Source organism: Pseudomonas tumuqii (assembly GCF_013184545.1).
GTDB lineage: Bacteria > Pseudomonadota > Gammaproteobacteria > Pseudomonadales > Pseudomonadaceae > Aquipseudomonas > Aquipseudomonas tumuqii.
Genome location: NZ_JAAOJA010000008.1, coordinates 1 through 21,345 on the forward strand (window position 1 = coordinate 1; position 21,345 = coordinate 21,345).

The 21,345-nt window shown below is 61.3% G+C and carries 12 protein-coding genes and 3 tRNA genes; 11 read left to right on the forward strand and 4 right to left on the reverse strand.

The window, feature by feature from the left end:
- Positions 1-164 precede the first annotated feature (164 nt).
- From gacA to G9C89_RS15270, 9 genes are all read left to right on the forward strand, one after another.
- A complete protein-coding gene (gene gacA, locus G9C89_RS15230) occupies positions 165-752 on the forward strand; it encodes a response regulator transcription factor GacA (RefSeq protein ID WP_218575940.1) in 588 nt (195 codons plus the stop codon).
- Position 753: 1 nt separating this feature from the next.
- A complete protein-coding gene (gene uvrC, locus G9C89_RS15235; RefSeq protein ID WP_178115584.1) occupies positions 754-2,592 on the forward strand; it encodes an excinuclease ABC subunit UvrC in 1,839 nt (612 codons plus the stop codon).
- A 32-nt stretch (positions 2,593-2,624) separates the two neighbouring features.
- Entirely contained in the window at positions 2,625-3,185 is a 561-nt protein-coding gene (pgsA, locus tag G9C89_RS15240; RefSeq protein WP_172149860.1) for a CDP-diacylglycerol--glycerol-3-phosphate 3-phosphatidyltransferase, read from the forward strand.
- A gap of 67 nt (positions 3,186-3,252) precedes the next feature.
- Positions 3,253-3,328 (forward strand) — tRNA-Gly (locus G9C89_RS15245).
- 39 nt (positions 3,329-3,367) lie between these two features.
- Positions 3,368-3,441, forward strand: a tRNA-Cys gene (locus G9C89_RS15250).
- A 114-nt stretch (positions 3,442-3,555) separates the two neighbouring features.
- Positions 3,556-3,642, forward strand: a tRNA-Leu gene (locus tag G9C89_RS15255).
- 478 nt (positions 3,643-4,120) lie between these two features.
- A complete protein-coding gene (locus G9C89_RS15260) occupies positions 4,121-7,471 on the forward strand; it encodes a transglutaminase family protein (protein ID WP_172149465.1) in 3,351 nt (1,116 codons plus the stop codon).
- 48 nt (positions 7,472-7,519) lie between these two features.
- Complete coding sequence (locus G9C89_RS15265) at positions 7,520-10,096, forward strand: circularly permuted type 2 ATP-grasp protein (protein WP_172149467.1); 2,577 nt, start codon at positions 7,520-7,522, stop codon at positions 10,094-10,096.
- On the forward strand, positions 10,093-11,022 hold the full coding sequence (locus G9C89_RS15270; protein WP_172149469.1) for a transglutaminase family protein: 930 nt from the start codon (positions 10,093-10,095) through the stop codon (positions 11,020-11,022). The genes G9C89_RS15265 and G9C89_RS15270 overlap by 4 nt, the downstream gene beginning before the upstream one ends.
- Positions 11,023-11,147: 125 nt before the next feature.
- Here G9C89_RS15270 and G9C89_RS15275 read toward each other — a convergent pair whose 3' ends face one another.
- From G9C89_RS15275 to G9C89_RS24975, 4 genes are all read right to left on the reverse strand, one after another.
- The gene (locus G9C89_RS15275) at positions 11,148-11,951 is read right to left on the reverse strand and encodes a transglutaminase family protein (RefSeq protein ID WP_172149471.1); all 804 of its coding nucleotides are present in this window, start codon (positions 11,949-11,951) and stop codon (positions 11,148-11,150) included.
- Entirely contained in the window at positions 11,948-12,898 is a 951-nt protein-coding gene (locus tag G9C89_RS15280) for an alpha-E domain-containing protein (RefSeq protein ID WP_172149473.1), read from the reverse strand. Before G9C89_RS15280 ends, G9C89_RS15275 begins: the two co-directional genes overlap by 4 nt.
- Positions 12,888-14,312: a circularly permuted type 2 ATP-grasp protein gene (locus tag G9C89_RS15285; RefSeq protein WP_172149475.1), complete on the reverse strand. Its 1,425-nt coding sequence runs from the start codon at positions 14,310-14,312 to the stop codon at positions 12,888-12,890. The genes G9C89_RS15280 and G9C89_RS15285 overlap by 11 nt, the downstream gene beginning before the upstream one ends.
- Before the next feature lie 249 nt (positions 14,313-14,561).
- Complete coding sequence (locus G9C89_RS24975; RefSeq protein WP_178115574.1) at positions 14,562-14,900, reverse strand: hypothetical protein; 339 nt, start codon at positions 14,898-14,900, stop codon at positions 14,562-14,564.
- On the opposite strand from G9C89_RS24975, the gene G9C89_RS15290 reads away from it, so the two are divergent.
- Together G9C89_RS15290 and G9C89_RS15295 are read left to right on the forward strand one after the other, a co-directional pair.
- The gene (locus G9C89_RS15290) at positions 14,875-18,159 is read left to right on the forward strand and encodes a CheR family methyltransferase (protein ID WP_178115575.1); all 3,285 of its coding nucleotides are present in this window, start codon (positions 14,875-14,877) and stop codon (positions 18,157-18,159) included. The genes G9C89_RS24975 and G9C89_RS15290 overlap by 26 nt on opposite strands.
- Positions 18,160-18,168: 9 nt before the next feature.
- Entirely contained in the window at positions 18,169-21,165 is a 2,997-nt protein-coding gene (locus G9C89_RS15295; RefSeq protein WP_172149479.1) for a sensor domain-containing protein, read from the forward strand.
- The last annotated feature ends 180 nt before the right edge of the window (positions 21,166-21,345 follow it).

Consider the following 21,345-nt stretch of genomic DNA (forward strand, 5'->3'; position numbering starts at 1 on the left):
GGTCTGCTTGCGCTTGCCTGCGTACTCGGCGTCGGCGAAGGTCATCTGCTTCATCGGAAAACTCAGCGGGTGGAATCCGGGTATTTTGCCAAAATCAGGAAGTCTTCTTCAGAGTTTCCCTAGTGGTCGATGACCACGATCTGGTTCGTACAGGCATCACCCGGATGCTGGCCGATATCGATGGCCTGCAAGTCGTAGGGCAGGCCGACTCGGGCGAGGAGTCGCTGAAGAAAGCCCGCGAATTGAAGCCCGACGTGGTCCTGATGGACGTCAAGATGCCCGGCATCGGCGGCCTTGAAGCGACCCGCAAACTCCTGCGCAGTCATCCCGATATGAAAGTCGTCGCCGTGACCGCCTGCGAAGAAGACCCGTTCCCCACTCGATTGTTGCAGGCCGGCGCCGCCGGTTATCTGACCAAGGGCGCGGCCCTGGCCGAGATGGTGCAGGCCATTCGCCAGGTGTTTGCCGGGCAGCGTTACATCAGTCCGCAAATCGCCCAGCAATTGGCGCTCAAGTCGTTTCAGCCGCAAAACAATAACTCGCCCTTCGATTTGCTTTCCGAGCGCGAGATTCAGATCGCCCTGATGATCGCCGGCTGCCAGAAGGTGCAGAGCATCTCCGATAAGCTGTGCCTGTCGCCGAAAACGGTCAATACTTACCGTTATCGAATCTTTGAAAAGCTGTCGATTACCAGCGATGTGGAGCTTGCCTTGCTCGCCGTACGCCATGGCATGGTCGATGCCAACAGTTGAGATGCCCGCGGTTGAAGTGAACATTCCGTTCGAGCCCAACGCCTTCCTGGCCACTTGCAGCAGTCGCCCAGGTGTCTACCGCATGTTCGATGCGGACGCCAAGCTGCTCTATGTCGGCAAGGCGAAAAACCTGAAAAAACGCCTGGCCAGCTATTTTCGCAAGAGCGGCCTGGCGCCGAAGACCGCGGCGCTGGTCGGCCGGATCGTTCAGGTCGAAACCACCATCACCGCCAATGAAACCGAAGCCCTGCTGCTCGAGCAGACGCTGATCAAGCAATGGCGACCGCCCTACAACATCCTGCTGCGCGATGATAAGTCCTATCCCTATGTGTTTTTATCGGATGGTGATTATCCGCGCCTGAGCATTCATCGCGGGGCGAAGAAGCAGAAGGGCCGTTATTTCGGCCCTTACCCGAGCGCCGGAGCCATCCGCGAAAGCCTCGGCCTGCTGCAAAAGGCCTTCCTGGTGCGCCAGTGCGAAGACAGCTATTTCAAGAATCGTACGCGGCCGTGCCTGCAGTATCAGATCAAGCGCTGCAAGGGGCCGTGCGTCGGCCTGGTCGATCCGGCGGAATATGCCGAGGACGTGCGTCTCTCGGTGATGTTCCTCGAGGGCCGCAGCAATGCACTCGGCGATGAACTGTCCAGCGCCATGCAGCAAGCCGCCGCGACCCTGGATTTCGAGCGGGCAGCCGAATTGCGCGACAAGATGGCCTTGCTGCGCCGCGTGCAAGACCAGCAGAGCATGGAAGGCGGCAGCGGCGATGTCGATATAGTCGCCGCCATGGTCAATCCGGGTGGCGCCTGCGTGCACCTGATCAGCGTGCGCGGCGGTCGTGTGCTCGGCAGCAAGAATTTCTTCCCGCAAGTGGCGATCGAGGAGGATGTCAGTGAGGTATTGCTGGCCTTCCTGGCTCAGTACTACCTGGGCAATCAGGAGCGCGAGCTGCCTGCCGAACTGATCGTCAATGCGCAGCATGAAGACTTCCCCACGCTTATCGCTGCACTTGGCGAGTCGCGTGGCAGCGAGTTGAGCATCAGCTATCGGGTGCGCGGAACCCGCGCGCGCTGGCAACAGTTGGCGGTGACCAATGCCGAGCAAGCGTTAGACGCTCGCCTTGCCAGTCGCCAGCATGTGGCCGCCCGTTTCGAGGCCCTTGCAGAAGCATTGGCCATGGACGAGGTGCCGCAGCGCCTCGAATGTTTCGATATCAGCCATTCCAGCGGCGAGGCCACGGTAGCGTCCTGCGTGGTATTCGGCCCGGAAGGTCCGCTGAAATCCGATTACCGGCGCTACAACATCGAAGGCGTCACCGCGGGCGATGATTACGCCGCAATGCATCAAGCCCTGACCCGGCGCTTCAGCAAGATCAAGGACGGCGAGGGCAAATTGCCGGATATCTTGCTGGTCGACGGCGGCAAGGGCCAGCTGGCCATGGCCCGAGACGTGCTGAATGAGCTGGCTGTGCCAGAACTGATCCTGCTTGGCGTGGCCAAGGGGGCGACGCGCAAACCGGGACTGGAAACCCTCTACCTGAATGACGCCGCCCATGAGTTCACCCTGCCGGGCAACTCGCCGGCGCTGCATCTGATTCAGCAGATTCGTGACGAATCGCACCGCTTTGCCATCACCGGACACCGTGCCCGGCGCGGCAAGGCCCGGCGCACTTCGAGCCTGGAGGAGGTCGCCGGGGTAGGGCCGAAGCGGCGCCGCGAGCTGCTCAATCACTTCGGCGGTCTGCAGGAATTGTCTCGGGCCAGCAGCGAAGAAATTGCCAAGGCGCCCGGGATCAGTAAAAAGCTTGCAGAGCTGATTTATGCCGCCTTGCACAGCGAGTAGAATGCCGGCTCACCTTGCAGCCAGTTGTGTCGATGAATATCCCTAACCTGCTTACCGTGCTCCGCGTTGCACTGATCCCGATCTTTATCCTGCTGTTCTACCTGCCATTCAGCTGGAGTTATTGGGCCGCTAGCGCGGTTTTCGCTATTGCCGCTGTTACCGACTGGCTCGACGGCTTCCTGGCGCGTCGCTGGGAACAAAGCACGCCCTTCGGCGCCTTTCTCGATCCGGTCGCCGATAAGTTGATGGTCGCCGTAGCATTGGTCTTGTTGGTGGCCGAGCATGCCAACCTGTGGCTGACGCTGCCGGCGGCAATCATCATTGGCCGCGAAATTGTCGTCTCGGCCTTGCGCGAATGGATGGCCGAACTGGGCGCGCGCGCACATGTCGCCGTGTCCGAGCTGGCCAAATGGAAAACCGCAGCACAAATGGTCGCCCTGATCATGCTGCTGGCGAATCCACCCTTGTTCACGTTCTGGGTTCTGCTCGGCTACGGGCTGCTGATCGTTGCCGCCATCCTGACCTTGTGGTCGATGCTGCAGTATCTGCTGGCTGCCTGGCCGCACCTCAGCACTTCCACTGAAAAGAAATAAGCTTTTTTGAATCAAGGGGTTGACGGGGCGTTCTGAAGATATAGAATGGCGCCCGTCTACAAGACAAGCGGGAATAGCTCAGTTGGTAGAGCACGACCTTGCCAAGGTCGGGGTCGCGAGTTCGAGTCTCGTTTCCCGCTCCATTTTCAACGGACCGTCTAGCACGGTCCGTTTAGTTTCAAGGCTGAGTAGCAGAGTGGTTATGCACCGGATTGCAAATCCGTGAACGCCGGTTCGATTCCGACCTCAGCCTCCAATTAAAAAAAGCCTCGTAGATCTTTGATTTGCGAGGCTTTTTTGTTGGAGATAGGAGACCTTGCGAGGCTCGATAGGGCTGTATATAGTCCAAGCCTCGCGCTAAAGCGCTACCGCCCGAATGGCGAAATCGGTAGACGCAAGGGACTTAAAATCCCTCGGGGGTAACCCCGTGCCGGTTCGATTCCGGCTTCGGGCACCAACTGCAGTCAAACAAAAAGGCCAACCTCACAGGGGTTGGCCTTTTTGCTTTGTGTGCCCAGTTCGGATCGTTTTTGGCCTGGGTTGATCGCGCGTTCTGCGCCATTACGGACTGCATCTCAGCGCCACCGCCGCTGTGGCGCCCGGAACGAGGGCGGCCTTCACTCTCCGTTCATCCTGGTCGGGCTAGACGCCACACACGCGCTGTTAGCCAGACGCAGCCGCCTGGTACTTAGTGAAAATTGCACTGGCCTCACAGTTCACTAGCGTTATCATGCTGGCCGGCGCCGTATATCGGTGCGAGCGCTGGATGGATGCACCAGCAGCAAGCGTGCAGATGGCCATTATGGGGCGCGCAGCAGGGCTTACGCGTTATTCCTTACGGCATGAATTCTGCAGAAAGCCGAGGAGTTCGTTTTCAGTGGGACGGCAGGGCTGTGTCCGCCGTAGCGCGTCAATTTTCATGGAAGGCAACGTCAATGGCCATACGTATCGCGCTGCATCACAAAACCAGCTACCACTACGATCGCCAGGTTGGCTTGTCGCCCCATGAGGTGCGCCTGCGCCCGGCCCCCCACGCGCGCACGCCGATCTTGTCCTACTCGCTGAGCGTGACCCCGCAGAAGCACTTCATCAACTGGCAGCAAGACCCGTACGGCAACTACATTGGCCGTTTTGTCTTCCCGGAAAAATCCGCGACCCTGGAGTTCACCGTCGACTTGGTGGCGGACATGACGGTGATCAATCCGTTCGACTTTTTTGTCGAGAAGTACGCCGAGCAGTTCCCCTTCAGCTATCCGGCGCAACTGAGCGATGAGTTGGCAGCCTATCTGAAGGCCGACGAGCCCGGCCCCTTGCTGGGCAAATGGATGGCCGCAGCGCGCAGCGAAATGCTCGGCAAGGCGCAGCCGATCAATAATTTTCTGGTGGCCATCAACCAGCGCCTGCAGGCGGATATCGCTTATCTGTTGCGCATGGAACCGGGCGTGCAGACGCCCGAGGAAACCCTGGAGAAACGCTCGGGCTCGTGCCGTGACAGCGCCTGGTTGCTGGTGCAGATTCTGCGCGAATTCGGCTTGGCCGCGCGTTTTGTCTCCGGCTACCTGATTCAGTTGCGCGCCGACCAGGAAGCCCTCGATGGGCCGAGCGGGGCCGAGGTCGATTTCACCGACCTGCATGCCTGGACGGAGGTGTATATCCCCGGTGCCGGCTGGATTGGCCTCGACCCGACCTCGGGCATGCTCGCCAGCGAAGGGCATATTCCCCTGGCCTGCACCGCGCTGCCATCCTCGGCGGCGCCGATCAGCGGCTTTACCGACAAGGCCGAAGTCACCTTCGCGCACGAAATGACCATCACGCGCATCCACGAGGATCCGCGGGTAACCAAACCTTACTCGGAAGCCGACTGGCAAAAGATCGATCAGCTCGGTCAGCAGGTCGATGCCGACTTGAAACGTCAGGATGTGCGCCTCACCCAGGGGGGCGAGCCGACCTTCGTCTCCATCGATGACATGGATGGCGCGCAATGGAATACCGAAGCCCATGGCGAGCAGAAACGCGAGCTGGCCGGGGAGTTGCTGCAGCGCCTGAAAAACCACTTCGCCCCCGGCGGCATGCTGCATTACGGCCAGGGCAAGTGGTATCCGGGCGAGCCGCTGCCGCGCTGGGCGTTGAACATTTTCTGGCGGGTCGACGGCCAGCCGATGTGGCTCGATGCGACGCTGTTTTCTGCCGATGACCACAGCGATGGCTATGGCGCCGCCGAAGCTAGGCGGTTTACCGCCGAACTGGTGAAAATCCTCGGTTTACCGGCCAACTGCCCGATTCCGGCCTACGAGGACGTGGTGCAGCAGGCCCATCTGGAACAAGGGCTGCCGAACAACCTCGACCCGCTGCAGTTGGATCTCAAGGCGCCCGAGGCGCGGCAACGTCTGGCCCGCCTGCTGGAGCAGGGCCTGGGCGAGGTGGTTGGCTATGTGCTGCCCCTGGCGACCAAGGCGCTCGACCCGACTATTGCTCTGGGGGTCGCCTGGCGCACCTGCCCCTGGCCGCTCAAGCGCGAGCACCTGTACCTGATCGAAGGCGACTCGCCGATGGGCCTGCGCCTGCCGCTGAACGCGCTGCCCTGGGTCATGCCGGAGGATATGCCGCAGACCTTCGATGTCGATCCTTTCGCGCCGCGCGAGGCATTGGCGACCGTCGCCCCGGTCGTGGCCGCGGCGCCCGGCAAGAGTGAAAAGCGTCCGACGTTGAGCCGCAAGAATGCCGCCAGCATCGCTGCCGAGAGCAAGATCGAGCCGCGCGACGTGATTCATACGGCGCTCTGCGTGCAGGTCAGGGAAGGGCGCCTGCATGTCTTCATGCCGCCGCTCAAGCGCATCGAGGATTACCTGGCCCTGGTGACCGCGGTCGAACATACCGCCACCAAGCTGAAGCTGAAACTGCGCATCGAGGGCTACCAGCCTCCACGCGACCCGCGGATCAAGCTGCTCAGCGTCACTCCGGATCCGGGCGTGATCGAGGTCAATATCCACCCGGCAGCCAGCTGGAACGAGCTGGTCTACAACATGTCGACCCTGTATCAGGAAGCCCGCCTGACGCGGCTGGGTACCGAGAAGTTCATGCATGACGGTCGCCATACCGGTACCGGTGGCGGCAACCATGCCACCCTGGGCGGCGCGACCGCCGAAGACAGCCCGATGCTGCGCCGGCCGGACCTGTTGAAAAGCCTGATCACCTACTGGCAGAACCACCCGGCCTTGTCCTACCTGTTCTCCGGCACCTTTATCGGGCCGACCAGCCAGGCGCCGCGGGTCGATGAAGCACGTGACGACAACCTCTATGAACTGGCGATTGCCTTCCAGCAGATGGATCAGATCCTGCCGACGCTGCAGCCCGGCGACAAGCCCTGGATGGTCGACCGCTTGCTGCGCAATCTGCTGGTCGATCTGACCGGCAATACCCATCGCGCCGAGTTTTCCATCGACAAGCTGTACTCCCCCGACGGCCCCACGGGCCGGCTCGGCCTGGTCGAGTTCCGCGCCTTCGAGATGCCGCCGCATGAGCGCATGAGCCTGTTGCAAATGCTCCTGTTGCGCGCCCTGGTCGCGCGTTTCTGGCGCGAGCCGTACCAGGCCAAACTGGTCAACTGGGGCACCGCACTGCATGACCGTTGGATGCTGCCGCACTTCGTCGCCCAGGATATTCGCGATGTGGTCAAGGACCTGCGCACGGCGGGCTATGCCTTTGAGGACCGCTGGTTCGAACCCTTTATCGAATTCCGCTTTCCACGCTTCGGCACCGTGGTCTACGAAGGGGTCGAGATGGAGTTGCGCCAGGCCATCGAGCCCTGGAATGTCCTGGGTGAGGAGATGAGCGGTGGCGGCACGGCCCGCTATGTCGACTCCTCGGTGGAGCGTATGCAGCTGCTGGTGCGTGGCCTGACCGATGGCCGCCACGAGATCGCCTGCAACGGCCGGCGCCTGCCGTTGCACCCGACTGGCGTGCCGGGCGAGTATGTCGCCGGCGTGCGTTTCCGCGCCTGGAGTCCCTGGTCGGCGCTGCACCCGAGTATCAAGGTGCAGGCACCGTTGACCTTCGATCTGGTCGATAATTGGAGCGGCCGCGCCATCGGCGGCTGTACCTATCATGTGGTGCATCCGGGTGGCCGCAGTGAAGAAAGTTCGCCGGTGAATGCCAATGCCGCAGAAGCACGGCGTTTTGCCCGCTTCTGGGCCCATGGACATACCCCTGGACCGATTCGCGTGTACAAGGAAGAACTCAACCCGAGTTTCCCGATGACCCTCGATTTACGCTGGCAGCCCTGCTAAGCCCGGGGGCATTCCCGTGCGTCATTCGCGAGCAAAAGAACTGAGTCAATGCTGAAAAAACTTCTCGCCGAGTACCGCGCCGCCCCCAACAGCTTCGATGAGCTGCTCGATGCCTCGAAGCAGCCACGCGAGCACTGGCGCGCCATGCTCGGCAGTTTGGCCAAAGAGTCGCCGCGGATCATGCGCCAGCGCCTGGAAGCGGTGGAAAGCCAGATCCGCGAAAACGGCGTGACCTACAACGTCTATGCCGACACCAAGGGCATGCAGCGCCCCTGGGATCTGAATGTGCTGCCGCTGATCCTGCCCCATGACGAATGGGCGGGCATCGAAGCGGCAGTGGCCCAGCGCGCAACCCTGCTGAATCGGATACTTGGCGACGTTTACGGCGAGCAGCGCATGCTCCAGGAAGGTTTGCTGCCGCCGGCGTTGATCCACGGGCATGCCGGTTTTCTGCGTCCGGCCCATGGCATCCGACACCTCGACAATGTGGCCTTGCATTTTTATGCGGTCGACCTGGCGCGCGCGCCCAACGGTCAATGGTGGGTCGTGGCCGATCGGACCCAGGCACCCTCGGGCGCCGGTTATGCACTGGAAAACCGTGCGGTGATTGCGCGCACCTTTCCGGATCAGTTGCGTGATCTCAAGGTGCAGGACTTAGCCGGCTTTTTCAGCAGCATGCGCGACAGCCTGGCCCATTGGGGGCGGCAGTGCGCCGCCAATGGCGGGGTGCCGTTGCGTGGCAGCGAATCGCCGTTGATCGTGTTGCTCACCCCCGGCCCCTACAACGAGACCTATTACGAACAAGCCTACCTGGCCCGTTATCTCGGTTTGCCGCTGGTCGAGGGCAGTGATCTCACCGTGCGCGGCGGTATCGTCTGGCTGAAAACCCTGTCCGGCCTGCAGCGTGTGCATGTGATCATGCGCCGGGTCGACGATGACTTCTGCGATCCCCTGGAGCTGCGTACCGAGTCGGCACTGGGCGTGGCCGGTTTGACCGAGGCGGCCCGGCTCGGCAATGTGCTGATCGCCAACAGCCTGGGCTCCAGCCTTCTGGAGTCGGGGGCGCTGCTGGGCTTCTTGCCGGCACTCTGCGAGCGCCTGCTCGGCGAGCCATTGCAGATGCCCTCGGTGGCAACCTGGTGGTGCGGCGAACCGGCCGCGCTCGAACAGGTACTGGCCAATCTCGATCAATTGGTGATCAAGTCGAGCTTCCCGCAATTGCGCCAACTCTCGCTGTTTGGCCAGGACCTCAGCGGTGAAGCGCGCGCGACCCTGATCGCCAAGATGCGCGCCAATCCACGCAATTATGTCGCCCAGGAACTGGTGCGCTTGTCGCAGTCGCCCGTGTGGAAGGCCAGTGCCCCAGCCGGGTTGAGTGCCTGCGCCGTCGGCCTGCGGGTATACGCCTGCGCCACTGCCGACGGCTACGTGGTGATGCCCGGCGGGTTGACCCGGGTCGCTACCGGGCCCGACTCGCGGGTCATCGCCATGCAGCGCGGTGGCAGCAGCAAGGACACCTGGGTGCAGGCGCGGGCGCAAGCCGCTGCGCACCGCCACCCCACGCGCACCACCACCAGCAAAGACCTGATTCGCGACGACACCCACCTGTCCAGTCGCATGGCCGAGAACCTGTTCTGGCTGGGGCGCAATACCGAACGCTGTGACAATATCGCGCGACTGATGCGCACCACCCTGCATGAGCTGTTGAATGTCAGCCCGCAGGAGCGCGGCCCCGAATGGGCCACGGTGAAGGCACTATGTGCCTGGTTTCAACTGATCGAGACCCCGGACAAGGATGCCCTGCTGCAGCAAAGCCAGGTCGCGGGGCAAACGCCAAGCCAGACGCAGAGCGCACCCCCAGTGGTGCGCTGGAGCGATGCCCGGATCGAGGCAGCCTTGCTACTGGCCGTGGTATCGCCCGATGTGCCCGGGCTCGCCAGCCAGCAGCAGCAGCTTTACAACACGGCCAGCCAGTTGCGCGAGCGCTTGTCGGCGGATAATTGGCGCGCCCTCAACCGCATGCTGCAGCGCAGCGCCAACAGCGATGCGCAGCTGACACCGGCGGAAGCCATGAGCGCGCTGGATGATGCAGCCGCGTCCCTGATGACCCTGTCCGGTTTCGCCCTCGATGGCATGACCCGCGATCTGGGATGGAGTTTTCTCTCCATTGGCCGGCGCCTGGAGCGCCTGCAATTCCAGACCCTGGTGCTGCAGCGTGCGCTGGCTATGGAGACCGACGGCAGCCTGGACTGGTTGCTCGAGCTGTCCGACAGTATCGTCACCTACCGCTCCCGTTATCGGGCGCAATCCGAGTGGTTGCCGGTGCTGGATTTGTTGCTGCTCGACAGCAGTAATCCACGCTCGGTACTGTTCCAAATGGCCGGTATCTTGAAAAGTCTGGATAAATTGGCGCTAACCTACGGCAGCTGTGGCGAGACGCTATTGCTGCCACTGAAGGATGCACTGTTGGCACTCGATCCGGATGACGACCTGTATTGCGCTAATCCAGCCCTGATCAGCCTGCTGCAGCGCATCAACCACGCCAGCGGGGAATTGTCGCAGCAGATCAGCGCGCGATTTTTCAGCTACACCGCTAGCGAACAGCGGGGCAGGGGGGCGGCATGAGCAATTTTCCCGCTGGCAATTCACCGCCCGTGCGCTACCGCGTGGTGCATGAAACCCACTACAGCTACCAGTTTCCGGTGACGCTCTCGCAGCAATACTTGCACCTGACGCCGCGCTCATTCGAGTATCAGCAGACCGAGTCGCAGGCTATCTGGGTTGACCCGCAGCAAGAGCATCACCTCGACGCGCTGGACTACTTCGGCAACCACACGCGCAACATCACCATCACCGAGTCGCACAAGGAACTGCTGGTGCATGCCGAGTCGACCGTGCTGCTGAGTCCGCGCCCGGGGCTGGGGCAGATAAAAGGCAGCATGCCCTGGGAAGCGCTGGCGCAGATGCTGCAGCAGGTACGCACCCCGGCAACGCTTGAAGCCGTGCGCTATCTGTATGACTCGCCCCATATCCAGTGCGGTTCCGAACTCGCACGTTATGCCCGCGACAGTTACAGCCCCGGCCGGCCGCATCTGGAGGCCGCGTTGGACCTGACTCGGCGCATTTTTGACGACTTCGAGTTCGACGAAACCGCCACCGAGATTTCCACTCCCCTGGCCGAGGTGCTCAAAGGCCGGCGCGGCGTTTGCCAGGATTTTGCCCAATTGATGATTGGTTGCCTGCGCAGCCTCGGCCTGTCGGCGCGCTATGTCAGCGGTTATATCCTCACCCACCCGCCGGCCGGGCAGCCGCGGATGGTCGGCGCCGATGCGTCACATGCCTGGGTTTCGGTGTTCTGCCCACAGCTTGGCTGGGTCGACTTCGATCCGACCAACCGCTGCCTGGTTCAGACTGAGCACATTACCCTGGGTTGGGGGCGTGATTTCAGCGATGTGACGCCCCTGCGTGGAGTGGTGCTGGGCGGTGGCGAACAGGAGCTGCAGGTGCGGGTGACCGTGATCCCCACCAGCGAAGAGCTGGCGGGGGCATAGCGCTCGATCCCGCCAGCGTCGGCTGAGCAGGTGTCAGGCTTGGCAACTGGGTCATCATGAATCCACGCCCCAGGCGCAGTGCTTAACCCTGCGCCTGGGGCGGTCGAGCAGTCATCCGGCCGACGTCATTGCTGTTGCACCTGCAACATCGGAGCAACTTCAACCTCCACATGGGCGTGCATCTGCTCGGTGCCACCGCCACGGCGCATGCCGCGCACCGGGCAGGCATCCAGGTAATCGCGGCCGATCGCCAGCTTCAAATGGCGTTCCGGTTTGGTCAGGCAGTTGGTCACATCGAAACTGTACCAGGCACCCTCCAGCCAAGCCTCGGCCCAGGCGTGGCTGGCCAGGTGGTCGTCGCTGTCGGTGTACAGATAGCCCGACGCATAGCGCGCGGGGATGCCCAGGCTGCGCGCGCAGGCGAGAAAGGCATGGGCATGGTCCTGGCAGACGCCCTGCTGGCCGGCGAAGGCTTCGGCGGCGCTGGTTTCCACGGCAGTACTGCCGGTCAGGTAGCTGATGTGGCCATGCAAGCCATGCATCAGGTCGATCAAGGCGCTGCGGTCGCGACGTTTTTTGCAGTGCAGTTGGGCGAACTCGCGCAAGGCTGGATCCGCCTCGGTCAGGTGGGTGAAGCGCAGGAACGGCAACGCCGACTGGCTCTCGTGCTCGGACTCGCACAACACATCGATCTCGACCTGGCCACTGGCGCCGATGAGGATGGATTCGTGGGGCTCATCCATCGTCAGCACATGCAGGATGTTGCCGTACGGATCGAGCTGGGCGCGCACCGGGCGCGGCAGCTTGAGCTGCCAGTTGAGCACGCGCTGGCGCTCACTGTCGTGCGGGGTCAGGCGCAGGTACTGGATGCTCGTGCGTACCTGGCTGTCATAGCGATAGGTGGTGTCGTGGCTGATGGACAGTCTCATACGACCTCCAGGTAGGAACTGTGGATGGCGTGGCCCAGGTCGCGCACCAGCAGGATGAGGTCGGTGAGCCAGGCATGCAGGCCCTCATCCAGCACCTCGTCGATGCTGGTGTAGCGCAGCCGGGCTTCCAGTTCGGCCGCCAGGCGCTGGGCCGGACGACCATTGTCGCCAGGCAGGCTGGCGAGCATCAGATGCAGTTCATCCACGCAGGCGCGCAGCGAACGCGGAATGTCGGGACGCAGCAGCAACAGCTCCGAGACCTTGCGCGTACCCGGCGAGCCGCGATAGATCTCGGCGAAGGCCTCGAACGAGGACAACGCGCGCAACAGCGCGCTCCACTGGTAGTAGCTGCGTGCCGGGCGGCCGTCGACCTCGTCGATGTCCTCGCCGAGCATCTCGTAGCGCGCATCGAGCAGGCGCAGGGTGTTGTCGGCCCGTTCGATAAAGGTGCCCAGGCGAATGAAGCGGTACGGATCGCCGCGCATGATGGTGCCGGAAGTGGCGCCGTGGAACAGGTGCGAGCGCTCCTTGACCCACTCGCAGAAGCGGCTGATGCCGTAGCGCCCCAGGCCCTGCTCGGCAATGCCGCGAATCTCCAGCCAGGTGGCGTTGATGTTCTCCCACATGTCGGCGGTGATCCGCCCACGCACGCCGTGGGCATTGCTGCGCGCCGCGCCCAGGCAGCTGTAGATGCTCGCCGGGTTCTCGGCATCCAGGGCGAAGAAGTACAGCATGCGTTCGCCGTGCAACTGGCCATGGCGCGCCATGTACTCCTCAAGCGTGCCGGTGATGAGCAGTGGCATGGCCAGCTCTTCCAGGCCATCGCCACGGCCATCCTGCGGCATCAGCGACAGCGAATAACTGACATCGAGCATGCGCGCGAGGTTTTCCGCGCGCTCCAGGTAACGCGACATCCAGTACAGATCGGAGGCAGTTCTACTCAGCATTTTTCAAGTCCTCCACCACCCAGGTGTCCTTGGTACCGCCGCCTTGCGACGAGTTGACCACCAGCGAACCCTCGCGCAACGCCACCCGGGTCAGCCCGCCTGGCACCAGGCGCACTTCGCGACCGGAGAGGACGAACGGGCGCAGGTCGATGTGCCGCGGCGCGATGCCAGTCTCGACAAAGGTCGGACAGGTCGACAGGCACAGGGTCGGCTGGGCGATATAGGCTTCCGGCTTGGCGATCAGGCGGGCGCGAAAGTCTTCGATCTCGGCCTTGCTCGCGGCCGGCCCGACCAGCATGCCGTAGCCACCGGAACCCTGGGTTTCCTTGACCACCAGCTCGCCGAGGTTGGCCAGCACGTGGGATAGGTCGGCCGGCTTGCTGCACTGCCAGGTCGGCACGTTCTTGAGGATCGGCTCCTCATCCAGGTAGAAGCGGATCATCTCGGTGACGTAGGGATAGGTCGACTTGTCGTCTGCCACCCCGGTGCCGATGGCGTTGGCCAGCACCACATGGCCCGAACGGTAGGCCGACAGCAGCCCGGGGACGCCGAGCATGGAGTCCGGGTTGAAGGCCAGCGGGTCGAGGAAGTCGTCATCCAGGCGTCGGTAGATCACGTCCACCTGCTTGGCCCCGGCGGTAGTGCGCATATAGACCTTGTCATCACGCACGAACAGGTCCGCGCCCTCGACCAGCTCCACCCCCATTTCCCGCGAGAGGAAGGCATGTTCGAAATAGGCACTGTTGAAGCGCCCCGGGGTCAGCACCACCACGTTGGGGTTATCCAGCGGGCTGGAGGTCTTCAGGGTCTCGAGCAGCAGGTTCGGGTAATGGTTGATGGGCGCAATGCGCTGCGCGGCGAACAGCTCGGGAAACAGGCGCATCATCATCTTGCGGTCTTCGAGCATGTAGCTGACGCCGCTCGGGGTACGCAGGTTGTCTTCCAGCACGTAGTAACTGCCATCGCCATCGCGGACCAGATCGACCCCGGCGATATGCGCATACAGGTCGCGGTGCAGATTCAAGCCCTGCATGGCGATCTGATAGCCCTCGTTGGCCAGCACCTGCTCGGCCGGAATGATCCCGGCCTTGATGATGCGCTGCTCGTGATAGAGATCGGCGAGGAACATGTTCAGCGCCTGCACGCGCTGGATGCAGCCGCGCTCGACCATCCGCCATTCGCTGGCGGGAATGCTGCGCGGGATGGTGTCGAAGGGAATCAGGCGTTCGGTGCCCTGTTCATCGCCATACAGGGTGAAGGTGATGCCGGCGCGGTGAAACAGCAGATCCGCTTCGCGGCGGCGCTGGGCCAATTGCTCTGGAGGGATGGCCGCCAGCCAGCGGGCGAACTCTAGATAATGCGGGCGACACTTACCCTGTGCATCGTACATCTCATCGTAGTACTTGCGATCCATACCGCATTCCTCATCCGCTGATGACGATCACTATCGCAAATCGCCAAGCCCGTGCCATCCACAAATTTGCTTTATTTAAAAAAGTTTTACATTCGCAAAAAAACTCGCGCTGTTGTTCCATTACCAATAGTGGCCAGCAGCCACTTGCGGAGAAGACCGGTCACCCGATGCCGAGACAGCAAGCCCGCAAAAAGCGCCCGTCATGGCCGCTTGTTGTATATGCAAGAGGCTGTTATTCATAGCGATTAATCACTGCCAGTGAATCGAATCATTATTTTCCTGAGCTGAAAAGGAGAGGGGCAAACGGCCCCGGTGCAATTGTCCGGAAGCCAGCGTTACACTCCACGTTGAATTCAAGGTGTCGATCATGGCGAAAAGAAAAACAGGCTCCGCCAAAATGGCGCAAGAGCCGAGTGGCGCACGGGCAGTTGAGGATAAGTTGACCACCGACAGCACGGTTGAACTACCAGCGATGCCCGTCGGCACCGCGTCGAGTTTCCCGGTTGTGGGGATTGGTGCATCGGCCGGTGGGCTGGCTGCGTTCGAGGCGTTTTTCTCCGGGATGCCGACCGATACCAATCCGAACATGGCGTTCGTGCTGGTCCAGCACTTGGCACCTGACCATAAAAGCATGCTCACGGATCTGATTCGACGCTTCACCCGCATGCAGGTCTTCGAGGTGGAGGATGGCATGCAGATACAGCCAAACTGCGCCTACATAATCCCGCCCAACCGCGACATGGCCTTTATCAACGGCACCTTGCAATTACTGTCGCCGGTCGAGCCACGTGGTCAGCGCCTGCCTATCGATTTCTTCTTCCGTTCACTGGCCCTCGACCAGCGGGAGCGGGCGATCGGTATCGTGCTCTCCGGTACCGGCAGCGATGGCACCCTGGGTGTGCGGGCGATCAAGGCCGAAGGAGGCATGCTCATGGCCCAGGATCCCGACTCCGCGGAGTTCGACGGCATGCCGCGCAGCGCCATTGCCACCGGGCTGATCGATTACGTGCTGCCGCCGGCCGAGATGCCGGTACAGCTCAGGGCTTATGTGGCCCATGCTTTCGGCAAGCCGCCGCTGCTGGCCAGCATCCCGCTATCCAAGGCCGAGGACGCCTTGAAGAAGATATTTGTCGCGCTACGCAGCCATGTCGGCCATGACTTCTCGCAGTACAAACCGAGCACCATCCTGCGCCGCATCGAGCGGCGCATGGCGGTCCATCAGCTGGAGAATATCGACAGCTACGTCAGGTATCTGCACCAGGCGCCAAGCGAGGTCGAGTCGCTCTTTCGCGACTTGTTGATCGGCGTGACCAATTTCTTCCGGGATCCGGCAGCGTTCAAGACGCTCGAGGAACTGGTTATCCCCAAGCTTTTCGCCAACAACCCACCGGGTTCGGCGATCAGGGTCTGGTCGACCGGTTGTTCGACCGGCGAGGAGGCCTACTCGCTGGCCATCCTCTTGCAGGAATACCGCGAGACGCTCAAGCAGGATTACACGGTTCAGGTATTTGCCACCGACATAGACAGCCGCGCGATCGCCACGGCTCGCGCCGGAATTTACCCGACCAGCATGACCGCCGATATTAGCCCGGAACGGCTGAAGCGGTTTTTCACCCTTGAGCCGGACGGCAGCGGCTACCGGATTCACAAAAGCATCCGCGACCTGCTGGTATTTTCCGAGCAGGACCTGATCAAGGATCCGCCGTTTTCCAAACTTGACCTGATTTGTTGTCGCAACCTGCTGATTTATCTGGGTGGCGAATTACAGAAGAAAATCATTCCGCTGTTCCACTATGCACTCAAGCCGGGTGGCGTCTTGTTTCTGGGTACCTCGGAAGGAGTCGGTGATTTTGACGACCTGTTCAGCGTGCTCGATCGCAAATCGAAGCTGTATCAGCGCAAGGAAGACTTCCATGGCATGCCTCGCACCTTCCTCAGCCGCTTTCTGTCCCCGGCGACCGCCGCCGACATGATCAGCGTTGCGCGCCCATCCGGTAGCGCCAAGACGGCTTTCCCGAGCAAATTACCGCTGCGCGAGATGACCGAACAGGCACTATTGCAGCACCTCGCCGCAGTAGCCGCGTTGATCAACGCCCAAGGCGACATCCTCTACCTGCATGGCCGCAGCGGCATGTACCTGGAGCCCGCGCCGGGCGAGGCGGGTATCAACAATATCCTCAAGATGGCGCGCGAGGGCTTGCGTTCCGGCCTGGCCAAGAGCTTGCACCAGGCTGTGGCCAGCAACCAGAACGTTTGTCTCAAGGCGCTGCAGGTCAAGACCAACGGCCATTTCACCCCGGTCAACCTGAGTATCTGGCCGGTAAAATCCGGCCCTGCGGCCACCTTGCAAGCCTCCCTGTTCCTGGTGATCCTGGAAGAAGCGCCAGTCCTGGCAGCGTCGCAGGCACCGCAGGCCGCCACGCAGGCGGGTGTTGCGAGCGAGGATCGCGATGCGGGGATGGACGCGCGCCTTGAGGCGCTCAAGCAGGAGCTGCAAAGCAAGGAAGACTACCTGCAGAGCACCATCGAGGCGCTGGAGACCTCCAGCGAAGAACTCAAATCCTCCAATGAGGAAATGCAGTCGGTCAACGAGGAGCTGCAGTCCACCAACGAGGAGCTGGAGACCTCCAAGGAAGAGTTGCAATCGGTCAACGAGGAACTGGCCACCATCAACGCCGAACTGCAGAGCAAGGTGCTCGAGTTGTCGCAGGCTAACAACGACATGAACAACCTGCTGGCCGGCACCGGCATAGGCACGGTCTTCGTCGACCTCAATCTGCGCATTCTGCGGTTTACCCCGGCGGCATCGCGGATCATCAACCTGATCCCGAGTGATGTCGGCCGACCAGTGGGTCACATCGTTTCCAATCTGCTCGGCTACGACCGCCTGGTGGCCGACGTCAAGGCGGTGCTGGATACCTTGACGCCCAAAGAAATCGATGTGCAAACCGTGGAAGGGCGCTGGTACAAGATGCGCATTCTGCCGTATCGCACCCTCGACAATGTGATCGAAGGGGCGGTGATCACCTACATCGATATCAATGAACACGAGACGCTGCGCCTCAACGAAGAGCGCTACCGGCTGGCGGCCAAGGCTGCACGCGACGTCATCTGGGATTGGGACATCATCAAGGGCGAGCAACGCTGGAACGAGGCGGGAGTCCCGCTGTTCGGCTGGAGCGACATAGTTTCGGCGCCACAATCGACCAACTGGTGGCTGGAACGCATCCATCCTGAGGATCGCCAGCGGGTCAACGACGGCATCCACGCCACCTTGAACGACCTCTCGCGTACGCACTGGGACGATGAATATCGCTTTCGCAAGGCCGATGGAGCCTATGCGACCGTACTCGATCGCGGCTTTGTCCTGCGCAACGAGCGCGGCCAGGCCATTCGCATGATCGGGACAATGCTCAATATCACCGAGCGCCGACAGGCTGAAGAGGCGCTACGGGTTAATGAGGCGCGCCTGCGGGTAGCCCTCGATGCTACGCCGGTCGTGGTATTCAACCAGGACAGGGAATTACGCTACACATGGATCTACAATTCTAAATTGGCAGTACCAGCCGAGCAGTTTCTCGGTAAGACCGATGCCGACCTGTTGCCGGCAGAGGCCGCGGCCAGCTTGACTGCAATCAAACGGCAAGTACTGGAGAGCGGGAAGGGCACACGGCGACGGGTTCAAGCCAATATCTATGGCAAACCGACCCCTTGTGATTTGACCGTGGAAGCGCTGCGTAATGATTCAGGCAGCATCATCGGTATTACCGGCGCATCAATTGAGGTCACCTATCAGCAGCAGGATGCAGTGCACGCAACGCCGAATCCACACCTTCAGGGTGAATAAGGGCTGCCAATGAAAGACAAGAATGCTCTGCAAGAGTGCGTCGCCACGTCGGCGAACTCGGGGGCGGCGTTGCGCCAGATGGCCGAAGAAATCGTTGGCGATGATGCGCCGGACTCGCGCGAGAATCTGCCACTCCTGACGCCAGAGGCGATGCATCAGGCCTTGCACGAGTTGCGTGTGCAGCAGATCGAACTGGAGATGCAGAACGAGGAGCTGCGCCAGGCGCAGGCCAGGATCGAAGTGGCGAAAGAGCGTTATTTCGATCTCTATGACCTGGCCCCGATTGGCTACCTGACGCTCAGCGTGCAGGGCTCGATCCTCCAGGCCAACCTGACGTCTACCCATCTGCTGGAAGTGGTTCGCGCCGAGTTGATCAAGCAGCCGATCACACGCTTCATCTATCGCGATGACCAGGATATTTTTTACCAGCTGCGTAAACGGCTGATTACCACAGGTGAGCCACAGACGTGCGAACTGCGCATGGTCAAAAGTGGCGGGGCGCTGCTCTGGGCGCACCTGGACGCAACCAAGGCACCGGACGAGCGCGGCGCACCGGCCTTGCGTATCGTGCTGAGCGATTTCAGCGCACGCAAGCGCGCTGAAGATGCACTGCAGGAGAGCTACCAGGCCCTGCAGAGCATCCTGGACGCTACCCTCGACGGCTTTTGGCGCGTTGATGTGCACGGCAACATTCTCGATGTGAATCCGACCTACTGCGAGCAGTCGGGTTATAGCCGTGAAGAACTGCTGAGGATGAACGTCCTCGACCTGGAAGTGGCGGAGTGCGTCGCCGCCACTGCGAGACAGACCCTCACCCTGATCGAAACCGGTCATGGACAGTTCGAGTCTGTCCATCGCCGCAAGGACGGATCCCTTTGGCAGGTAGAAGTCAGCAGTACTTATCGCGACGCTGCCGGGGGCCAGGTTTTCGTGTTCCTGCGTGATATTTCCAAGCGCAAACAAGCCGAAGAAAAACTCCAGCTCGCCGCCAACGTGTTCTCACATTCTCGCGAAGGCATCATGATCACCGCGGCCGATGGCCGCATAATCAACGTCAATAGCGCTTTTACCCGAATTACCGGCTACAGCCGCGACGAAGTCATCGGGCAGACCCCGCAAATGCTCAGTTCGGGCCGCCACACCAACGAGTTTTACGAATCCATGTGGCAGAGCCTGAATCTGAAAGGCCACTGGTACGGTGAAATCTGGAACAGGCGCAAAAACGGCGAAATTTATGCCGAGATGCAAACCATCAGTACCGTGCGCGATTCTAACGGGGACGTCATCCAGTACGTTGCGCTGTTCTCGGACATCACCGAAATCAAAGCGCAACAGAGCAAACTCGAACACATCGCGCACTACGATGCCCTGACCTCGCTACCCAACCGCGTACTTCTGGGCGACCGCCTGCGGCATGCCATCGCTCAGGCGCAACGACGCGGACAACTGCTGGAAGTCGTCTACCTGGACCTGGACGGTTTCAAGGCGATCAACGACAAGTACGGGCATGAGGCCGGCGACAAACTGCTGATTGCCCTGTCTGGCAGCATGAAGCAGGCGCTGCGTGAGTGCGACACCCTCGCCCGTATTGGTGGCGATGAGTTCGTTGCCGTGCTGGTCGACCTGCCGGATGTAGCCACCAGCATGCCAATGCTCACCCGGCTGCTCGCCGCGGCGGCGCAGGTAGTGCATGTGGGCGACCTGGCGCTGCAAGTGTCGGCCAGCATGGGGGTGACCTTCTGTCCGCAGCAGGATGAGGTGGACGCGGATCAACTGATGCGTCAGGCCGACCAGGCCATGTATCAGGCCAAATTGGCCGGCAAGAACCGCCTGCACTTCTTCGATATCGAGCAGGATCGCAGCGTGCGCGGCCATCACGAAAGCCTGGAACATATCCGTGTCGCACTGGCAGAGCGCGAGTTCGTCCTCTACTACCAACCCAAGGTGAATATGCGTAGCGGCGAGGTCATCGGTGTCGAAGCCCTGATCCGCTGGCTACACCCACAGCGTGGGCTTCTGGCTCCGGCGATATTTCTACCGGTGATCGAGGACCATCTGCGGGCGATCGAAATGGGTGAATGGGCAATAAATCAGGCCCTGACCCAGATGGAAGAGTGGCTCAAGGTCGGGCTGGACATCGAAGTCAGTGTCAACATCGGCGCTCGTCAGTTGCAACAGAAGAATTTCGTTGAGCGCCTGCGCGTCATTCTCAAGGCCCATCCGCAAGTCAAACCCTCACGTTTGCAGCTGGAGATTCTGGAAACCAGCGCATTAGAAGACGTTACGCATGTGTTCCAGGTAATCGAGGCCTGTCGGGAAATGGGGGTGATGTTCGCACTGGATGATTTCGGTACGGGTTATTCCTCGCTTACCTACCTGAAACATCTGCCGGTGGCCTTGCTCAAAATCGACCAGAGCTTCGTCCTCGGCATGCTCGATGACCCGGATGACCTGTCCATTCTCAAGGGGGTGGTTGGCCTGGCCAGCGCATTTCGCCTTGAGGTCATTGCCGAAGGCGTCGAAAGCCTGGAGCACGGCGCGCTATTACTGCAATTGGGTTGCGAGCAGGCGCAGGGGTTTGGTATCGCCGCGCCAATGGCGGCACACGAACTGCCCAACTGGGTGGCGACTTGGTGGCAGAGTTCGGATTGGTGCAACTTGCCCTCGGCAAGCAAGGAAGACCTGGTGCGCCTGATGGCCAGCGTCGAACTGCGTGCCTGGATCAAGGCCATGGACAACTACCTCAAGGGCGAGTGTGCAACCCTGCCGGCTCTGGAGCGGCAGCAGAGCTACTTCGCGCAATGGCTGAAAAGTGCCAGCCTGGATCAACGCGCCACCTGTTCGTCCTTTGCTGCCGTCAACGAGTTGCACGCTCAGATCCATGCGCTGGCGAGTGAACTCTGTGACCTGCATGTCAAGGGTCACGACGTGCAGGTAGAAACCAGGCTAGGCGAACTTCATGACCTGCAGGACGCCATGCTCGATCAGTTGAAAGCACTGCCTTAGGAGTCCAGATTGGGCTTCGTCGTTGCCTATCAGTCTGCATTTCTGCACCAATTGCAATATTTATGATCTAAAGCTGCTCGCCGAGCCGGGCTTGCGCTAGCGCAGCATGGGCCGGCCCTCTGACATTGTATGGCCAGTGCAGCCTGATAGACTGCCTGGCCATTTGCCAACTTCAAGGAG

What these genes read in the sequence shown, in the direction of transcription:
- gacA (WP_218575940.1), top strand. Translation starts at nt 165, where the DNA reads ATGCTGGCCGATATCGATGGCCTGCAAGTCGTAGGGCAGGCCGACTCG.
- uvrC (WP_178115584.1), top strand. Translation starts at nt 754, where the DNA reads ATGCCCGCGGTTGAAGTGAACATTCCGTTCGAGCCCAACGCCTTCCTG.
- pgsA (WP_172149860.1), top strand. Translation starts at nt 2,625, where the DNA reads ATGAATATCCCTAACCTGCTTACCGTGCTCCGCGTTGCACTGATCCCG.
- G9C89_RS15260 (WP_172149465.1), top strand. Translation starts at nt 4,121, where the DNA reads ATGGCCATACGTATCGCGCTGCATCACAAAACCAGCTACCACTACGAT.
- G9C89_RS15265 (WP_172149467.1), top strand. Translation starts at nt 7,520, where the DNA reads ATGCTGAAAAAACTTCTCGCCGAGTACCGCGCCGCCCCCAACAGCTTC.
- G9C89_RS15270 (WP_172149469.1), top strand. Translation starts at nt 10,093, where the DNA reads ATGAGCAATTTTCCCGCTGGCAATTCACCGCCCGTGCGCTACCGCGTG.
- G9C89_RS15275 (WP_172149471.1), bottom strand. Translation starts at nt 11,951, where the DNA reads ATGAGACTGTCCATCAGCCACGACACCACCTATCGCTATGACAGCCAG.
- G9C89_RS15280 (WP_172149473.1), bottom strand. Translation starts at nt 12,898, where the DNA reads ATGCTGAGTAGAACTGCCTCCGATCTGTACTGGATGTCGCGTTACCTG.
- G9C89_RS15285 (WP_172149475.1), bottom strand. Translation starts at nt 14,312, where the DNA reads ATGGATCGCAAGTACTACGATGAGATGTACGATGCACAGGGTAAGTGT.
- G9C89_RS15290 (WP_178115575.1), top strand. Translation starts at nt 14,875, where the DNA reads ATGCCGACCGATACCAATCCGAACATGGCGTTCGTGCTGGTCCAGCAC.
- G9C89_RS24975 (WP_178115574.1), bottom strand. Translation starts at nt 14,900, where the DNA reads ATGTTCGGATTGGTATCGGTCGGCATCCCGGAGAAAAACGCCTCGAAC.
- G9C89_RS15295 (WP_172149479.1), top strand. Translation starts at nt 18,169, where the DNA reads ATGAAAGACAAGAATGCTCTGCAAGAGTGCGTCGCCACGTCGGCGAAC.